The organism is Ancylobacter sp. G4_0304, assembly GCF_047501495.1.
Classification (GTDB): Bacteria; Pseudomonadota; Alphaproteobacteria; order Rhizobiales; family Xanthobacteraceae; genus Ancylobacter.
Genome location: NZ_JAZDRM010000029.1, coordinates 41352 through 57914 on the forward strand (window position 1 = coordinate 41352; position 16563 = coordinate 57914).

Here is a 16563-nt window from a genome sequence, read left to right on the forward strand (position 1 = left end):
GAACCATGTTCGCGGCCCTGTCTTTTTGGACGAAGGGCCGCGTGCCCGAATATGTCGGAGATCGTGCCATGACGTTTCGCCTGTCCCTGGTCGCGGCGGCGGCCCTTGCCGTGCTCGCCTTCTCCCAGGCCGTTCCGGCCTCGGCGCAGAGCAATGCCGCCCGTGGCGCCGCGATCGGCGGTGTTTCCGGCGCGGTGATCGGCGGAGCGGTGACCGGGACCGGCCGCGGGGCGCTGACCGGCGCGGCGATCGGCGCCGGCACCGGCGCGGTCATCGGCAGCCAGTCGCGGCGCAACGCGCGCTCGTATTATTTCTGGCGCAGCGGCAATTGCTATTTCCGCAATTCCAACGGCCGCGTGACCCGCGTCGACCGTCGTCGCTGCCGTTGAGGCTGCGTTTTTTCGCGGTTTAGCCCTTCAAAACCACCCGCGCGGCCTAATCGCGTCGCGCGGCTGTGAAAACAAGGCGTTTTTGCGGCGGGTCCTGCCGTGCAAAAGCCACAATCTTGACCAATCTGGACGCAGCACGAATTTGGCCTCATGACTGGGTCGCCATGCTGGCGGAATCCTCTTGTTTCCAAAAACGCGGCTGAGCTTGGCGGGATGCCGCGGCACCCGCCCACTGTCAAAATGTGGTCTTCCGAAGGTTGTTTTCTATGGCTGATACCGGCACCGTGAAGTGGTTCAACGAGCAGAAGGGCTACGGCTTCATCCAGCCCGATAGCGGCGGCAAGGACGTTTTCGTCCATATCAGTGCGGTTCAGCGCTCCGGCCTCCAGGGCCTGCGCGACGGCGAGAAGATCTCCTTCGAGCTCCAGACCGACCAGCGTTCCGGTAAGACCTCTGCGGTCAACCTGCGTCCGCTCTGAGCGGCGCTTTCCGGACCGGGCGGCTTAGCCACGCCTCTACCAGTTTAGAAGATCGCCATTCTGCGAAGAATGGCGGTTTTCTCGTTGTGCGGCCCCGTTTTTGACGCGGCGGCAGGCTTGCATTGTCTCGCATTCCGTCTAGTGTCTGCACAGACTTTGGCTTGACGACTGGCTCGTTTCACTAGGCTCTAGTGCCGGTGCACGTTCAGATTTTCTTCCAAATTCGAACAAACGACCGGCAGTGCAGTTGTCCGGCCGCCATGTGCAACCTCGATGCGAGAGACTACCGACTATGTCCACCCAGACCGGCACCGTGAAGTGGTTCAACGACCAGAAGGGCTATGGTTTCATCCAGCCCGATAACAGCGGCAAGGATGTGTTCGTGCACATCAGCGCCGTGCAGCGCTCGGGCCTGCAGGGCCTGCGCGACGGCGAGAAGGTTTCCTTCGAGCTGCAGACCGACCAGCGTTCGGGCAAGACCTCTGCGGTCAATCTGCGCGTGGGCTGATCGGCTCTCGCTGGGCGTGCCGCCCGGCGTTTGGTGACCAACATGGAAAGCCGCTGATCCCGCCGGATCGGCGGCTTTTTCATTGCGCGCGTGGATCTCACACCCACTCATGGTGCCAGAAGGCGCGGGCGCTCCAGCAGCGTTACATCCTTGCCGTTATAGGTGGCGCGGGCGAAGGTCGTGAAGCCGAGCTTGCCGGCGACATGGAGCGAGGCGGCGTGTTCCACCTCGATCATGCAGGTCAGCCGCTCGCCCTTGCCGTGCTCGCGCGCCCAGCCGAGCGCGGCGCGCATCGCCTCCTCGGCGAGGCCCTTGCCCTGCATCGCGCCGGCCAGCACCCAGCCGGTCTCCATCGTGCCCTCGATCGAGGGCACCAGCGCGCGCTTGAGGTCGTGGAATCCGGCCTCGCCGATGAAGGCGCCGCTCTCCCGGTCCTCGATGGCGAAGAAGCCGAAGCCGAGATGGTGCCAGCCGCCCATCTGCCGCAGGAAGCTGGCCCAGGACGCCTCGCGCGGGCGCGACGTCCCGCCGATGAAGCGCACCACGGCGGGTTCCTGCCACATCGCGGCATAGGTGTCGAAGTCGTCGAGCCGGTAGGCGCGCAGCTTCAGGCGCGGCGTCAGAAGGGTGGGAATGTCGACCATGAGGAGATGCGGGGCCGGGCCCCGTCCGTTGTTCCACAGGCGAGGACGCCTGCGGGCGTGTCAGCTGTTGCGCCCGTCATAGGGCATGGGGTTGAGCGCGGCGATATCCACCCCGTCGAGGCAGCGCACATTGAGTGCCACCATCGGCACGCCGTCCGGCGTAGTGGCGCGGGCGAACGGTTCGGTGCCGCAGGCGGTGCAGAACATATGGCCGATGACATGCCGGTTGAAGCGATATTCGTTCAGCCGGTCCCCGCCCTGCTGGAGCGTGAAGTTCTCCGCCGGTGTGAAGGCCAGCAGCAGGCCCTTGGCGGTGCAGATCGAGCAATTGCAGGTGATGACATGCGAGAGGTCCACCCTCGTCTCGAAGCGCACCGCGCCGCAATGGCAGCCGCCGGAATGCAGCGGGGGCAGGGGCGTGCTGGCGGTCTCGTCGTTCATGCGGGATGTCCTCGTCGCGTGTGAGGGTGGGGCGCTCCTGGCCGGGGGATGGTCAAACGAAAACGGCCGGGGGTCGCCCGGCCGTTTCAGGTTTCAAGAGGCAGGGCTCAGCTGCACCCGGTGGTGCCGCCGCAGGTCTCGCACTTCAGGCAGGTGCCGTTGCGCACCATGGTGAAGTTCTGGCACTCGGGGCAGGCCTCGCCCTCATAGCCCTTGGCGCGGGCCATGGCGCGGGCCTCGGCCTTGGTCGGCTGGGCCGCCGCCACGGTGGGAGCGGGAGCCGACCAGGGGAGGGCGGCGGTGCCGGCCTCTTCCTCGGGTTCCGACTTCAGTGCCGTCGCGCCCTGCGTCAGCCCGCCGCCGCGCAGCGCGGTGACGTTGGAGCCACCCGCCGCCGTGGTGGTGCCGGCGACCGCGCCGCCGGGCATCACCATCAGCCCGACCGCCTTGCCGCGCGTCAGGCCCTTGGAGACCATGCGCGTCGCCGGGGTCGGCATCGGCTTGCCTTCCTCCACGCCCTTGCCGAGCGCGTCGAAATTGGATTCCGACTGGTCGACATGGCCGAGATCGTTGCGGCCGAGATAGGACACGGCGAGTTCGCGGAAGATGTAGTCGAGGATCGAGGTCGCGTACTTGATCACCTCATTGCCCTGCACCGGGCCGGCAGGCTCGAAGCGGGTGAAGGTGAAGGCGTCGACATACTCCTCCAGCGGCACGCCGTACTGGAGGCCCAGCGACACCGAGATGGCGAAGTTGTTGATGAAGGAACGCAGCGCCGCGCCTTCCTTGTGCATATCGATGAAGATCTCGCCGAGGCGGCCGTCATCATACTCGCCGGTGCGCAGATAGACCTTGTGGCCGCCGACCACTGCCTTCTGGGTGTAGCCCTTGCGGCGGTCCGGCATCTTCTCGCGGCTGTGAACCTCGACGATGCGCTCGACGACCTTCTCGACCACCTTCTCCACGATCTGGGTGGCGCGGGCGGCGGCGGGCTTCTCCAGCAGCGCCTCGATCGCGTCCTCCTCCTCGTCGTCCTCGTCGGCGATGAGCTGGGAGTTCAGCGGCTGCGAGAGCTTGGAGCCGTCGCGATAGAGCGCGTTGGCCTTGAGCGCGAGGCGCCAGGACAGGAGATAGGCCTCCTTGCAGTCCTCGACGGTGGCCTCGTTCGGCATGTTGATGGTCTTGGAGATCGCGCCCGAGAGGAAGGGCTGCGCCGCCGCCATCATGTGGATGTGGCTTTCCACCGAGAGGTAGCGCTTGCCGATGCGCCCGCACGGATTGGCGCAGTCGAAGACGGGATAGTGCTCGGTCTTGAGGAAGGGCGCGCCTTCCAGGGTCATGGCGCCGCAGACATGGATGTTCGCGGCTTCGATGTCCTTCTTCGAGAAGCCGAGGAAGCTCAGCAGGTCGAAAGCCGGGTCGGCGAGCTTCTCGGCGGGCACGCCGAGCTTGGCCATCGCCTCGTCGCCGAGCGTCCAGCGGTTGAGGATGAACTTGACGTCGAAGGCCGACTTCGCGCCGGCATCGATCTTGGCCAGCATAGCGTCGTCGAAGCCCTTGGCGCGCAGCGTCGAGTGATTGATCGCCGGGGCCTGCGCGATCGTGCCGTGGCCGACCGCATAGACTTCGATCTCGGCAATCTGGCTCTCGCTGTAGCCGAGCGTGCGCAGCGCCTCCGGCACGGCGCGGTTGATGATCTTGAAGTAGCCGCCGCCGGCCAGCTTCTTGAACTTCACGAGCGCGAAATCGGGCTCGATGCCGGTGGTGTCGCAGTCCATCACCAGGCCGATCGTGCCGGTGGGCGCGAGCAGCGTGGTCTGGGCGTTGCGGTAGCCGTGCTCGATGCCAAGCTCCAGCGCCCGGTCCCAGGTCGCCTTGGCGCGCTCGATCAGGATCGGCTGCGGGCAGGCGGCGTGATCGAGCGGCACCGGATTGGTGGACAGCGCCTCATAGCCCTCGGCCTCGCCATAGGCGGCGCGGCGATGGTTGCGGATCACGCGCAGCATGTGCGGCGCGTTCGGCTTGTACTGCGGGAACGGGCCAAGCTCCTTGGCCATCTCCGCCGAGGTGGCATAGGAGACGCCGGTCATGATCGCGGTCAGCGCGCCGCAATAGGCGCGGCCCTCGGCCGAGTCATAGGGGATGCCAGAGGTCATCAGCAGGCCGCCAATATTGGCGTAGCCGAGACCCAGCGTGCGGTACTCGTAGGACAGCTTGGCGATTTCCTTGGAGGGGAACTGCGCCATCAGGATCGAGATTTCCAGCACCACCGTCCACAGGCGGCAGGCATGCTCGTAGCTCTCGACGTCGAACGAGCCGTCGGCACGGCGGAACTGCAGGAGGTTCAGCGAGGCGAGGTTGCACGCCGTGTCGTCGAGGAACATGTATTCCGAGCACGGGTTGGAGGCGCGGATCGGGCCGCCGGCCGGGCTGGTGTGCCAGTCATTGATGGTGGTGTGGAACTGGATGCCGGGATCGGCGCAGGCCCAGGCGGCATGGCCGATCTTTTCCCACAGCTCGGCCGCCTTCAAAGTCTTGGTGATCTTGCCGGTCGTGCGGCTGGTCAGGTTCCAGTCGGCATCGGCCTTCACCGCGTTGAGGAAGGCGTCGTCCACGCGCACCGAATTATTGGAGTTCTGGCCGGCGACGGTGAGGTACGCCTCCGAATCCCAGTCGGTGTCGTAGATCGGGAAATCGATGTCAGTGTAGCCCTGGCGCGCGAACTGGATGACGCGGCGGATGTAGTTCTCCGGTACCTGCGCCTTCTTGGCGGCGCGGATCTCGCGCTTGAGCACCGGGTTCTTCTCGGGGTCGTAGCAATCCTCGCCCTCGCCCTCGCAGTTCACGCAGGCCTTCATCACGGCCTTCATGTGCTTGGCGACGGTCTTGGAGCCGGTGACGAGGGCGGCAACCTTCTGCTCCTCCTTCACCTTCCAGTCGACATAGGTCTCGATATCGGGATGGTCGGCGTCGACCACGACCATCTTGGCGGCGCGGCGCGTGGTGCCGCCCGACTTGATAGCGCCCGCCGCGCGGTCGCCGATCTTCAGGAAGCTCATCAGGCCCGAGGAACGGCCGCCGCCGGACAGGCGCTCACCCTCGCCGCGCAGCGCGGAGAAGTTGGAGCCGGTGCCGGAGCCGTACTTGAACAGGCGCGCCTCGCGCACCCACAGGTCCATGATGCCACCTTCGTTCACCAGATCGTCCGAGACCGACTGGATGAAGCAGGCATGCGGCTGGGGGTGCTCGTAGGAGGTCTTGGAGCGGGTCAGCTTGCCGGTGGCGTAATCGACGTAGAAATGGCCCTGGCTCGGCCCGTCGATGCCATAGGCCCAGTGCAGGCCGGTGTTGAACCACTGCGGCGAGTTCGGCGCGGCCATCTGCATGGCGAGCATGTAGCGGTGCTCGTCGAAGAACGCCTGCGCGTCGTCCTCGCTGTCGAAATAGCCGCCCTTCCAGCCCCAATAGGTCCAGGTGCCGGCGAGACGGTCGAACACCTGGGTGGAGGAAATCTCGCCGACGAAGCGTTCGGCCTCGGGAAGCGCGCCGAGCGCCTTCTCATCGGCCGCGCCGCGCCACAGGAAGGAGGGGACGGTCTCTTCCTCGACCTTCTTAAGCCGCGCGGGCACGCCGGCCTTGCGGAAATACTTCTGGGCGAGGATGTCGCTCGCGACCTGCGAGAAATGCTCGGGCACCTCGATGTTTTCGAGGCGGAACACGATCGACCCGTCGGGGTTGCGAATCTCGCTCGTCACCTTGCGGAAGGCGATGTCCGCATAGGGAGAACGGCCGGCCTTGGTGTAGCGGCGCTCGATGCGCATGTTGTTCGCTCCCATGGCGTCCCGACGGATGGACGCACGATCTAAAGGTCAAAAATACTTGCGCCGGACGCAGCTGCTGCGTCAGCGGGCTTCATGGCGATTTGTCGGAATTTCCGGCGCGGCCGGAACCCTTGAATGTGCCATGAAGTTGCCGCGATTCCTCCGGGCTGGCAATCCTCTTGGTGACAATCCCTTGTGGACGCCATCGATCCGTCATCTACATATAGTGTGGGTCGGCAATCCTTTCGACCACCTTAACGCCGATTTGACGCGGGCGGGATTCCAGACGCGACGCAACCGTTTTCGGTTTCTAACAAGCTGAACAATGGGGATTGCGCGCCGTACTCTCTGGCCACAGCGGGACTGATATGCGCTGCGCCAGAATCGGCTGACGAGGGCAAGCATGGGGCGCAGCCGCCAGATGCGCAATCCAACTGGCGACGTGCAAATGGAAAACACCTGCCGCAGCGCCATCTGGACAGCGGCGGGGCCACACTCCAAATGGGGCGCAACTCCTTATGGTTTGGGCCGTTCAGGCCAAGGTTTCCGCACATGAACACACATGCACACGCGCCCTCGCATGGCGCCGGTAACATCACCTTTTTCCTGCTGGCGCTGGCCGCCGGCGCCGGCGCGGCCAATCTCTATTACGCCCAGCCGCTCATCGCCCTGATCGCCGGCGACATCGGTCTCGACGAGACCATGGCCAGCCTCGTCGTCACGGTCGGGCAGGTGGGCTACATATTGGGCCTCCTTCTGCTGGTGCCGCTTGGCGACATCGTGGAGAATCGGGCGCTGATCGCCACCATCCTGATCTGCGCCGCCGCCGGGCTTTCGCTCGCTTTCGCCGCCACCGGGCCGGCGCTCTTCCTCGCTGCCGCGCTGCTCTATGGCGTCGGCTCGGTGGTGGCGCAGATCGCGGTGCCGTTTGCCGCCCATCTCGCCCATCCTGCCGAGCGCGGGCGCAAGGTCGGCAGCGTGGTGTCCGGGCTGATGACCGGCATCCTGCTCGCCCGCCCGGTGTCCAGCATGATCGCGCACTGGTTCGGCTGGCGCGCGGTGTTTGCGCTGGCCGCGCTGCTGATGCTTGGCCTTGCGCTCGGCCTGCGCGCGGCGCTGCCCCATCGCCGGCCGCAAGGGCAGGTGGGCTATGGCGCGCTGGTCGGCTCGCTGCTGCCGCTGTTCCTGTCGCAGCCGCTGCTGCGCCGCCGCGCGGCCTATCAGGCGGCGATGTTCGGCGTGTTCACCCTGTTCTGGACCGCGGTGCCGCTCCTGCTGATCGGCCCGGAATTCGGCTTCGGCCAGCAGGCCATCGCCCTGTTCGCGCTGGCAGGTGCGGCGAGCGTGGTGGTGTCGCCGCTGGCCGGCTGGGTCGCCGACCGCGGCTGGTCGCGCGCGGCCACCGGAGCGATGCTGCTGCTGGCCTTCGCCGGCATGGCGATCACCGAGATCGGGGCGAACAACGCCTCGGTCGGCATCCTCGTGGCCGGCGCCATTGTGCTCGACGTGGCGGTGACCGCGAATCTCGTGCTTGGCCAGCGGGCCATCTTCATGCTGGCGCCGGACATTCGCGCGCGGCTGAACGCGCTCTATATCGCGCTGTTCTTCCTCGGTGGCGCCACCGGCTCGGCACTGGCCAGCCCGCTCTACGAGCATGGCGGCTGGGCCTATGTCACGCTGGCGGGCTGCGCCATTCTGCTCCTTGCGGTGCTTTATTACCTGAGCGAGTTCCGCTCGCGCCGTGCGTAACCGTCGCACGCGCCCGCTCGCGTCTGGACAGGAGCGGGCGCGGATGGCATGGTCCGACCAGGTTTCAAGCTGCCTGTTTCCAGCCGTCCAGGGACGATTTTCGTGAAACTTTATGACTTCCTCGTCGAGACCTTCACCTGGTGGAATGGCCAGACCATGGGCACCCGTTTCTATACGTGGCGCTATGGCGAGAAGGTCGGCACGGACGAGTTCGGCAACAGCTATTACCGCGTCAAGGGCGGCAAGATCGACCCGACGCTCGGCTTCGAGCGCCGCTGGGTGATCTTCAACGGCGTGGCCGAGGCGACCGCGATTCCCCCCGGCTGGCATGCCTGGATGCACCAGCGTTCCGACGTGCCGCCGAGCGAGGAAAACTATGTCCCGCGCGAGTGGGAGAAGCCGCACCGCGCCAACCCGACCGGCACCGCCGAAGCCTATCGGCCGCCGGGCTCCACTCTGGGTCTCGGCCACCGCCCGGTCGTGACCGGCGATTACCGGGCCTGGACCCCGGAGTGAGGCTTTCCGCGCCCGTGGCTGCCCGCGCCATGCGGGTCGCCTTGCTTTTTCCGCTGCCACGGGTTTCGCCCCGACACCGCCTTAATGCCGCGCATTCTGCGCCGCAGCGATGCGCCGGCGGTGGGCGTGCTGCGCAAGGCGATGCGAAGGTGCCCGGTTCCATGTTCTCGAAAACCACCGTCCTTCTTGCGGCGTTCGGCCTCGCCATGGCTTTCGCCGGGCCGGCGAGCGCCCAGCAGGGCTGGCAGGGCGGCGTCGAATCGGCCCCGCTCGCGCCCCCGCCCGGTGGCCCGGTGGAAAATCCCGATTCGCCGCCCGGTGGCCCCGGCGTGCCCTCAATCATGGAGCCGCCCGCCGGCGGCGAGAACCGCGCCCCGGCGCCCGCGCAGCCCGACGTGCCGGGCGCGGCGACCTATGGGCCGAGCGGGGATATCGAGGTGGTGCAGCCGCCCGAGCAGAAGATCGCCAACAAGACGGCGGTGTTCTCCGGCCTCGACAAGATCACCGGCCGCATCATCAGCTTCGATGTCGCGATCAACGAGACCGTGCAGTTCGGCGCGCTGCGCATCACCCCGCGCGCCTGCTACACCCGGCCCGAGAACGAGACCCAGAACACCACCGGCTTTGTCGAGGTTCAGGAGATCACGCTGGACGGCAAGATCAAGCCGCTGTTCGGCGGCTGGATGTTCGCCTCCAGCCCCGGCCTGCACGGCATCGAGCACCCGATCTATGATGCGTGGCTGACCGACTGCAAGCAGACCGCGCCGGAAATCGCCTCGCCGGGTCCCCAGCAGTAGAAATCTCCCTCGCCGTCGAGCGCCTGTTCCAGCAGCCGGTGATAGTGCCGGCGCGGCACCTCCACGGCGCCGAAGCTGCGCAGATGGTCGGTGACGAACTGCGTGTCCAGCAGCATGAAGCCGCCCTTGCGCAGCCGCGCCACCAGATGCACCAGCGCGACCTTCGAGGCATCGCGCGCGCGGTGGAACATGCTCTCGCCGAAAAAGGCGCGGCCCAACCGCACGCCGTAGAGCCCGCCGACCAGCCTGCCGTCCTCCCAGGCTTCCACCGAGTGGCAGAAGCCGCGGGCGTGCAGGTCGCAATAGAGCTTGCGGATGCGCGGATTGATCCAGGTCGAGCTGCGGCCATCGGCGGGCTCGGCGCAGCCGTCGATCACCGCCTCGAAATCATGGTCGACGCGGATCTCGAAGCGGTCCGAGCGCACCGTGCGGGCGAGGCGGCTGGAGAGCTGGAACTCGGAGAGCGGAATGATGCCGCGCCGCTCCGGCTCGATCCAGTACAGCCCCGGATCGTCGGCGCTTTCCGCCATCGGGAAGATGCCGCAGGCATAGGCCTTGAGCAGGACTTCCGGGGTGATCTCGACCTGATGCTCGCGCGGGTGTGACATGCCTCAAGCATGACGAAGAACGGCGGCGCTGTGAAGGCGCCGCCGCTTATTTCCGTGGCTGTCCGGCCTGGCCGGGAGGAGGGCACGTAGCCGGGATCAGCTCGCCGGCTCGCCCTCGGCGAGGAAGTGCTCCAGCCAGTGGATGTCGTAGGCGCCGCGTTCGATATCGGGATTGCGCACCAGCTCGCGGAACAGCGGCAGCGTGGTCTCGATGCCTTCGACCACGAATTCGTCCAGCGCTCGCTTGAGACGGGCGAGGCATTCTTCGCGCGTATTGGCGTGAACAATGAGCTTCCCGGCGAGGCTGTCGTAATAGGGCGGGATCGTATAGCCCTGATACACGGCCGAATCGACACGCACGCCGAGCCCGCCCGGCACATGCCAGTTGTCGATCCGCCCCGGCGAGGGGCGGAAGGTGCGCGGGTGCTCGGCGTTGACGCGGCACTCGATGGCATGGCCGCGCAGCACCACATCCTTCTGCTCGATGCCGAGCGGCTCGCCGGTGGCGACGCGGATCTGCTCGCGGATCAGGTCGATGCCGGTGATGGCCTCGGTCACCGGATGCTCCACCTGGATGCGGGTGTTCATCTCGATGAAGTAGAACTCGCCGTTCTCGTACAGGAACTCGATGGTGCCCGCGCCGAGATACTTCATGTCGCGCATGGCCTTGGAGACGGTCTCGCCGATCCGGGCGCGCTGTTCGGCGGTGATGGTGGGCGAGGGGGCCTCTTCCCACACCTTCTGGTGCCGGCGCTGCAGGGAGCAGTCGCGCTCGCCGAGATGGATGGCGTTGCCCTGGCCGTCGCCGAGCACCTGGATTTCGATGTGGCGCGGCGTGCCGAGATATTTCTCGATATAGACCGCATCGTCGCCGAAGGCCGCGCGGGCTTCCGAGCGCGCCTGCGACAGGGCGGAGGACAGTTCGTCCGCGGAGCGCGCGACCTTCATGCCGCGTCCGCCGCCGCCGGCAGCGGCCTTGATCAGCACCGGGAAGCCGATCTCTGTAGCGACCTTGGCGGCTTCCTCGTCGGAGGAAATGCCGCCTTCGGAACCGGGGACGCAGGGGATGCCGAGCTTCTTGGCGGTCCGCTTCGCCTCGATCTTGTCGCCCATGATGCGGATGTGCTCGGGCTTGGGCCCGATGAACTGCACGCCGTGGTCGATCAGAATCTCTGCGAAACGGGCGTTTTCGGCGAGGAAGCCGTAGCCGGGATGCACCGCTTCCGCCCCGGTGATCTCGCAGGCGGCGAGCAAAGCGGGGATGTTGAGATAGCTGTCGCGCGCGGGCGGCGGGCCGATGCACACGCTCTCGTCGGCGAGCTTGACGTGCATGGCGTTGGCGTCGGCGGTGGAATGCACCGCGACCGTGGCGATGCCGAGCTCCTTGCAGGCCCGGAGCACGCGCAGGGCGATCTCGCCGCGATTGGCGATGAGGATCTTGCTGAACATTCCAGCCGTCCTCACTCGATGATCATGAGCGGCTCGCCATATTCGACCGGCTGCGCGTTGTCGACGAGGATGCGGGTGACGGTGCCCGCGCGGGGAGCGGGAATGGCGTTCATCGTCTTCATGGCCTCGACGATGAGCAGGGTCTGACCCTCCTTCACCACGGTGCCGACATCGACGAAGGACCGGGCGCCGGGCTCGGGTCCGAGATAGGCAGTGCCGACCATCGGCGAGGGCACGACGCCGGGATGCTTGGCCGGATCGGCGGCCGCGGCCGGGGCGGGCGCGGCTGCGGCCGGAGCCGGGGCGGCAGCGGCGGGCGCCACCGCGACGGGCGCCGGGGCGGCGTAGACGGTGGGGGCTGCCCGCACGACGCGGATGCGCAGATCCTCGTGCTGGACCTCGATCTCGGTGAGGTCGCTTTCGGACAGCAGAGTTGCGATCTCGCGCACCAGCGCGGGGTCAATGGCCGGCTTGTTTGTTTTCATCATGATCCCGTGACGGTCGCTCGCCCGTCTCCCTCAGTTTCCACGGCTTGCGGCTAGCGCGTGGATGGCGAGGCGGTAGCCGTCGATCCCCAACCCGCAGATCACCCCGCGGGCAACCGGCGAAATATAGGAATGATGGCGGAAGGCCTCGCGCGCGAAGACGTTTGACAGGTGCACTTCGACGACATTGAGGCCGACGGCCTTGATCGCGTCGGCAAGTGCGACGGAGGTGTGGGTATAGGCGGCGGCGTTGATCACGACGCCGAGCGAGCCGCGTGCTTCCTGAAGGAAGTTGACGAGATCGCCTTCATGGTTCGACTGACGGAACACCAGTTCGAAGCCGTAGCCCGCGCAGGTCTCGCGGCACGCCGCCTCGACATCGGCGATGGTGGCGCGGCCATAGACCTCCGGCTCGCGGGTGCCGAGCAGGTTGAGGTTCGGGCCGTTAACAACGTGAATGATTTCAGACATCGGGTCTCGATCAGCCGGTCGCCGTCGCGCGGCGGAAGCCGGGACAGCCGCGGGTTATAGGCAATGCCTGCCCGCACGCCAAGCCCCGGCTTGCTTTGAGGGTTACTAACCCCCAGCTCGCGGCGCCGGCGCGACGAATCGGCTCAGCTCGCCGCCCGCCGCGCCCGTCAGGTTTTCGATCAGCACTTGGCCTCAGCACTTGGCCTTGCCGCAGGAGCGGACGGAGGCGACCACGTCCTTGAGCTGGTCGTGCCCGACCGCGCCGACGATGACGCTTTCGCCAGCCACATAGCTCGGCGTGCCGTCGATGCCGAGAGCGTCGGCGAGCTGGAGGCTCTCTTGAAGGGTGGCGGCGACTTCCGGATCGGTGAGCTTCTTTTCCAGCGCGGTACGGTCGACGCCGACCGCCTCGGCGGCTTCCAGCGCCTTGGCCTTGTTGGCCTGCCCGCGCTCGCCGAGCAGCTTCTTGTGGAAGGCGAGGTACTTGTCGGGAGCGACGAGGCGCACCGCGACCGCGACCTGCGAAGCTTCCACCGAGCCCGGTCCGAGCACCGGGAATTCCTTCAGCACGATCTTGAGCTTGGGGTCATTGTCCAGCAGCTCCACCATGTCGCCGAGGGCGCGCTTGCAGTAGCCGCAATTGTAATCGAAGAACTCGACCAGCGTGACGTCGCCCTTGGGGTTGCCGATGACGCTGCCGCGCGGGGAATCGAAGATCAGCGGCTTCAGCTCGGCCACGGCCTTCTCGCGCTGGGCGGCCTCGGCGGCGGCCTGACGCTTCTGCAATTCGGCGATCGCTTCCTGGATCACTTCCGGGTTGCTGATGAGGTACTCGCGGATCACGCCCTCGAACTCCTTGCGCTGCGCCTCGTCGAGCGCGCGGGCGGGAGTCGGGGCGAAGCTGGCGGCGAGGCCGAGCACGAGGCATCCGGCAGCCAGGCCGCGCGCGGCGGTGCGGACGAGGGAGGGCAGCGACATGGGTCTCTCCAGAAGGGGCATCGGTTCGGCCGGCGCGCGGGGCATCATTGTTGCGGCCGTCCGCGCGCGTCGACGGGGGGCTTGAGGTTCACGATGTCGTCGGCCTTGAGCCAGCCGGGCGAACCGAGCGGAAACTTGGTGCGGGCGCGGGCGGCGAGCTCGCGCGCGAGTTTGATGTCGCCGCCGGCGAAGGCCGACTGCGCGGAGGCGAGGTCGGCATTGGGAATGTCGCCGCGCTGGCCATAGGCCATGGCGAGATAGCGCCAGCCGGAGGGCGAATCCGGCTCGCGCTGCAGGCTGAAATTCAGCTCGCGCACCGCCTCGTCCATGGCGGCCTTGTCGTTGCTCGCGACCAGCGCCTGGCCGAGCAGCATGCGGATCAGCGGATGGCCGTTAGAAAGCTGCACGGCGCGGCGCAGCGGCGGCACCGCCTCCTTGGCCCGGCCGGCCTCCAGCAACGCCTGTCCCTTCAGCTCATGGAAATAGGGATTGCCGGGATTCTGCGCGATCAGCGCGTCGATCTGGCGGATCGCGTCCGGGATGCTGCCAAAGCGATAGGCGGAGATGGCGCGGGCATAGCGCGCGGGCAGGGTGGTCTGCTGCCCGTAGATTCGGGCCACCGCGTCCGGCGTCTGGGTGAAGCCGACCAGCTTGGCGCGCATCATGTCGTGCCGGGCCTGAAGCTCGGGCGAATCCTTGGCGTTGAAATAGGGGCTGGCATGGGCCAGCGTCTCCAGCGCCTGGATGCGGTCGGTCGCCATGGGATGGCTGAGCAGATAGGGGTCGACGCGCTGGCTGATGAAGAGCTGGTCGCTCTGGAAGCGCTCGAACGTCTTCAGCATGCCTTTCGCCGACTGCTTTGTCGCGTTCAGATAGGTCACGGCCGAGCGGTCGGCGGCCTGTTCCTCGCTGCGCTTGTAGGCGAGCAGGGAGCGGCGGATCATGTCCTGCGGCAGCATCATCGCGCCCGCCGCCGCGCCCCCCATATTGGCGCCGCTGGACGCGCCCGCCGCGACGCCGCCGGCTGCCAGCAGCATGGCGACGATGGCGGCAGTCTGCGCCGATTCCATCTGCTGGCGCATGCGTGCGAGATGGCCGCCGGCGATATGCCCGGTCTCGTGCGCCAGCACGCCGATCACCTCGTTCGGCGTCTCGGCCTGCTTCAGCGCGCCGGTGTTGATGAAGATGCGCTTGCCGTCTGCGACGAAGGCGTTGAACGAATCATTGCCGATCAGCACGACCTGGATGTTCTGCTGAGTGAGGCCGGCAGCCTTGAAGATCGGGCGCGTATAGTCGCGCATCAGCGCCTCGATCTCGGCGTCGCGGATCACGCCGGGCACGCGCGCCTGCTGCGCGCCCGCAGGCGTGGCGAGCCCGACAAGGGTGGCGGCGAGCGCAAGGCCCCGCGCGCAGCCGCGGAGGATGCCAGATGGCGCAGGTGCCTCAGCCGTCCGCCGAAACGGGGGGTTGTCAATGCGGGACAGAAGCATCATCCATCGCTTGCATGCCGGGCCTTGAGACCTGACGCCCAACGGCGGAGGGGTCAAGGGCCTGCCGATCATCTTCAATTGAACGGGAGGCCGCACACGACCCGCAGAATGCGGCGCGGATGCGGCGACCGGCCGGACCAGGTGGCCTCAATGAGCCTTTCTTTACCGCTCACGCCCGAAGCCGTCGCGGCGGCGCTCACCGCCGCCTCGCGCCGCAGCGAAATCGCGCCCTTCATCGTCATGGACGTGATGGAGCGCGCCGCGCGGATCGAGGCCGCGGGCGGGCATGTCATCCATATGGAGGTCGGCCAGCCGGCCGCGTCGGCACCGCAGGCGGCGCGGGCCGCGGCGGCGCGCGCGCTCGAGCATGGGCGCATCGGCTACACCACCGCGCTCGGCATCCCCTCGCTGCGCGCCCGAATCGCCCGCCATTATCGCGAGACCTACGATCTCGATCTCGACCTCGACCCGGCGCGGGTGGTGGTGACCACCGGCTCCTCGGCCGGCTTCCTGCTGGCCTTCCTGTCGATGTTCGAGCCCGGCGACCGGGTGGCGATCGCCAATCCCGGCTACCCGCCCTATCGCCACATCCTCACCGCGCTCGGCTGCGAGCCGGTGCTGATCGAGACCGATGCCGCCTCGCGCTGGGTCATCACGCCGCAGGCCCTCGCGCAGGCCCATGCGCAGGGCCCGCTCAAGGGCGTGCTGGTGGCCAGCCCGGCCAATCCGACCGGCACCATGATGCGGCCCGAGGCGCTGGCCGAGCTGATCGCCACCGCCGAGGGGCTCGGCATCCGCTTCATCTCCGATGAAATCTACCACGGGCTGGACTATGCCTTCCCCGCGACCACCGCCGCCGCGCTGTCGCCCAACGCGGCGGTGATCCATTCCTTCTCCAAATATTTCTGCATGACCGGCTGGCGTGTCGGCTGGATGGTGCTGCCGGCGCCGCTGGTGCGGGCGGTGGAGCGGCTCCAGCAGAACCTGATGATCTCGGTGCCGACGCTGTCGCAGATCGCCGCCGAGGCCGCGTTCGACGGCGCGGCGGAGATGGAGGAGGTAAAGCATGGCTATGAGGAGAACCGGCGCATCCTGACCGCCGGCCTGCCCGCCGCCGGCCTGCCGGAATTCCTGCCGGTGGACGGCGCGTTCTACCTCTATGCCGACGTGTCGCACTTCACCGAGGATTCCGCCGCCTTCGCCCGCCGCCTGCTGGACGAAGCGCATGTGGCGGCGACGCCGGGCGTCGATTTCGATCCGCATCGCGGCCACCATTATCTGCGCCTGTCCTATGCCGGCTCGGCGGCGGACATGCGCGAGGCGGTGGCGCGCATCGGGGATTTCCTGCGCCGGGGCTGATACCGAAAGCGCGCGGCGCTTGAGCGAAACCCGCCCGGCATCGGTCGAGGACAGCGGCGTTGGTAGAAGCCAACGCCGGAATACGAAAAGGCCCCGGATCGTCTCCGGGGCCTTTTGTTCTTCAGTGCGACGCGCTCAGGCGCCGAACAGCTTGCGGTTCCACCAGCCGGAACGGCGCGGCCGCTCGGGCTCGTCGGAGGGCGGAGCCGGCGGAGTCTCGGCAACCGTCTCGGGAGCCGGGGCTTCGGGAGCGGGCGTGTCGGCCGCCGGAGCTTCCGACGCCTCGACCGGCGCGACTTCGGCAGCGGGCGCTTCCGGCGTCACAGACGCGCTGGCCTCGGTCACGACGACCGGGGCGGGCTCGCGCACGGTGGACCGG

The 16563-nt window shown here is 67.3% G+C and carries 17 protein-coding genes; 7 read left to right on the forward strand and 10 right to left on the reverse strand.

Annotation, left to right across the window (positions count from 1 at the left end; translation table 11 throughout):
- The first annotated feature begins 68 nt into the window (after positions 1 to 68).
- From VRZ77_RS16205 to VRZ77_RS16215, 3 genes are all read left to right on the forward strand, one after another.
- Entirely contained in the window at positions 69 to 389 is a 321-nt protein-coding gene (locus VRZ77_RS16205; protein ID WP_414593642.1) for a glycine zipper domain-containing protein, read from the forward strand.
- A 266-nt stretch (positions 390 to 655) separates the two neighbouring features.
- The gene (locus tag VRZ77_RS16210; RefSeq protein ID WP_013165948.1) at positions 656 to 868 is read left to right on the forward strand and encodes a cold-shock protein; all 213 of its coding nucleotides are present in this window, start codon (positions 656 to 658) and stop codon (positions 866 to 868) included.
- Between the two features lie 292 nt (positions 869 to 1160).
- Positions 1161 to 1376 (forward strand): cold-shock protein, encoded by a 216-nt coding sequence (locus tag VRZ77_RS16215; RefSeq protein WP_241619192.1) that lies wholly within the window; start codon positions 1161 to 1163, stop codon positions 1374 to 1376.
- Between the two features lie 107 nt (positions 1377 to 1483).
- Here VRZ77_RS16215 and VRZ77_RS16220 read toward each other — a convergent pair whose 3' ends face one another.
- From VRZ77_RS16220 to VRZ77_RS16230, 3 genes are all read right to left on the reverse strand, one after another.
- Positions 1484 to 2020, reverse strand: coding sequence for a GNAT family N-acetyltransferase (locus VRZ77_RS16220; protein WP_414593643.1), 537 nt, complete (start codon positions 2018 to 2020; stop codon positions 1484 to 1486).
- 60 nt (positions 2021 to 2080) lie between these two features.
- On the reverse strand, positions 2081 to 2461 hold the full coding sequence (locus VRZ77_RS16225; protein WP_414593644.1) for a GFA family protein: 381 nt from the start codon (positions 2459 to 2461) through the stop codon (positions 2081 to 2083).
- 107 nt (positions 2462 to 2568) lie between these two features.
- Positions 2569 to 6282, reverse strand: coding sequence for a vitamin B12-dependent ribonucleotide reductase (locus VRZ77_RS16230; protein ID WP_414593645.1), 3714 nt, complete (start codon positions 6280 to 6282; stop codon positions 2569 to 2571).
- A 552-nt stretch (positions 6283 to 6834) separates the two neighbouring features.
- Here VRZ77_RS16230 and VRZ77_RS16235 point away from each other — a divergent pair.
- The 3 genes from VRZ77_RS16235 (at position 6835) to VRZ77_RS16245 (ending at position 9344) form a co-directional block, all read left to right on the forward strand.
- Positions 6835 to 8031 carry an MFS transporter gene (locus tag VRZ77_RS16235; RefSeq protein WP_414593646.1) on the forward strand — a complete coding sequence of 399 codons (1197 nt, stop codon included), beginning with the start codon at positions 6835 to 6837 and terminating at the stop codon, positions 8029 to 8031.
- 102 nt (positions 8032 to 8133) lie between these two features.
- On the forward strand, positions 8134 to 8547 hold the full coding sequence (locus tag VRZ77_RS16240; RefSeq protein ID WP_414593647.1) for an NADH:ubiquinone oxidoreductase subunit NDUFA12: 414 nt from the start codon (positions 8134 to 8136) through the stop codon (positions 8545 to 8547).
- Between the two features lie 161 nt (positions 8548 to 8708).
- Positions 8709 to 9344 (forward strand): DUF2155 domain-containing protein, encoded by a 636-nt coding sequence (locus VRZ77_RS16245; protein WP_414593648.1) that lies wholly within the window; start codon positions 8709 to 8711, stop codon positions 9342 to 9344.
- Here VRZ77_RS16245 and aat read toward each other — a convergent pair.
- From aat to VRZ77_RS16275, 6 genes are all read right to left on the reverse strand, one after another.
- Positions 9275 to 9952, reverse strand: coding sequence for a leucyl/phenylalanyl-tRNA--protein transferase (aat, locus tag VRZ77_RS16250; protein ID WP_414593649.1), 678 nt, complete (start codon positions 9950 to 9952; stop codon positions 9275 to 9277). The two genes, VRZ77_RS16245 and aat, sit on opposite strands and share 70 nt — an antisense overlap.
- A gap of 96 nt (positions 9953 to 10048) precedes the next feature.
- Entirely contained in the window at positions 10049 to 11401 is a 1353-nt protein-coding gene (gene accC, locus VRZ77_RS16255; protein ID WP_414593650.1) for an acetyl-CoA carboxylase biotin carboxylase subunit, read from the reverse strand.
- Positions 11402 to 11412: 11 nt separating this feature from the next.
- Positions 11413 to 11886: an acetyl-CoA carboxylase biotin carboxyl carrier protein gene (gene accB, locus VRZ77_RS16260; RefSeq protein ID WP_414593659.1), complete on the reverse strand. Its 474-nt coding sequence runs from the start codon at positions 11884 to 11886 to the stop codon at positions 11413 to 11415.
- A gap of 33 nt (positions 11887 to 11919) precedes the next feature.
- Positions 11920 to 12357 carry a type II 3-dehydroquinate dehydratase gene (gene aroQ / locus VRZ77_RS16265; RefSeq protein ID WP_414593651.1) on the reverse strand — a complete coding sequence of 146 codons (438 nt, stop codon included), beginning with the start codon at positions 12355 to 12357 and terminating at the stop codon, positions 11920 to 11922.
- A 192-nt stretch (positions 12358 to 12549) separates the two neighbouring features.
- The gene (locus tag VRZ77_RS16270; protein WP_414593652.1) at positions 12550 to 13335 is read right to left on the reverse strand and encodes a DsbA family protein; all 786 of its coding nucleotides are present in this window, start codon (positions 13333 to 13335) and stop codon (positions 12550 to 12552) included.
- A gap of 44 nt (positions 13336 to 13379) precedes the next feature.
- Entirely contained in the window at positions 13380 to 14825 is a 1446-nt protein-coding gene (locus VRZ77_RS16275) for a M48 family metalloprotease (RefSeq protein ID WP_414593660.1), read from the reverse strand.
- 150 nt (positions 14826 to 14975) lie between these two features.
- On the opposite strand from VRZ77_RS16275, the gene VRZ77_RS16280 reads away from it, so the two are divergent.
- A complete protein-coding gene (locus VRZ77_RS16280; RefSeq protein ID WP_414593653.1) occupies positions 14976 to 16184 on the forward strand; it encodes a pyridoxal phosphate-dependent aminotransferase in 1209 nt (402 codons plus the stop codon).
- 135 nt (positions 16185 to 16319) lie between these two features.
- On the opposite strand, the gene VRZ77_RS16285 is transcribed toward VRZ77_RS16280, so the two are convergent.
- A partial coding sequence (locus VRZ77_RS16285) for a hypothetical protein (protein ID WP_414593654.1) occupies positions 16320 to 16563 on the reverse strand: 244 nt, incomplete at its 5' end.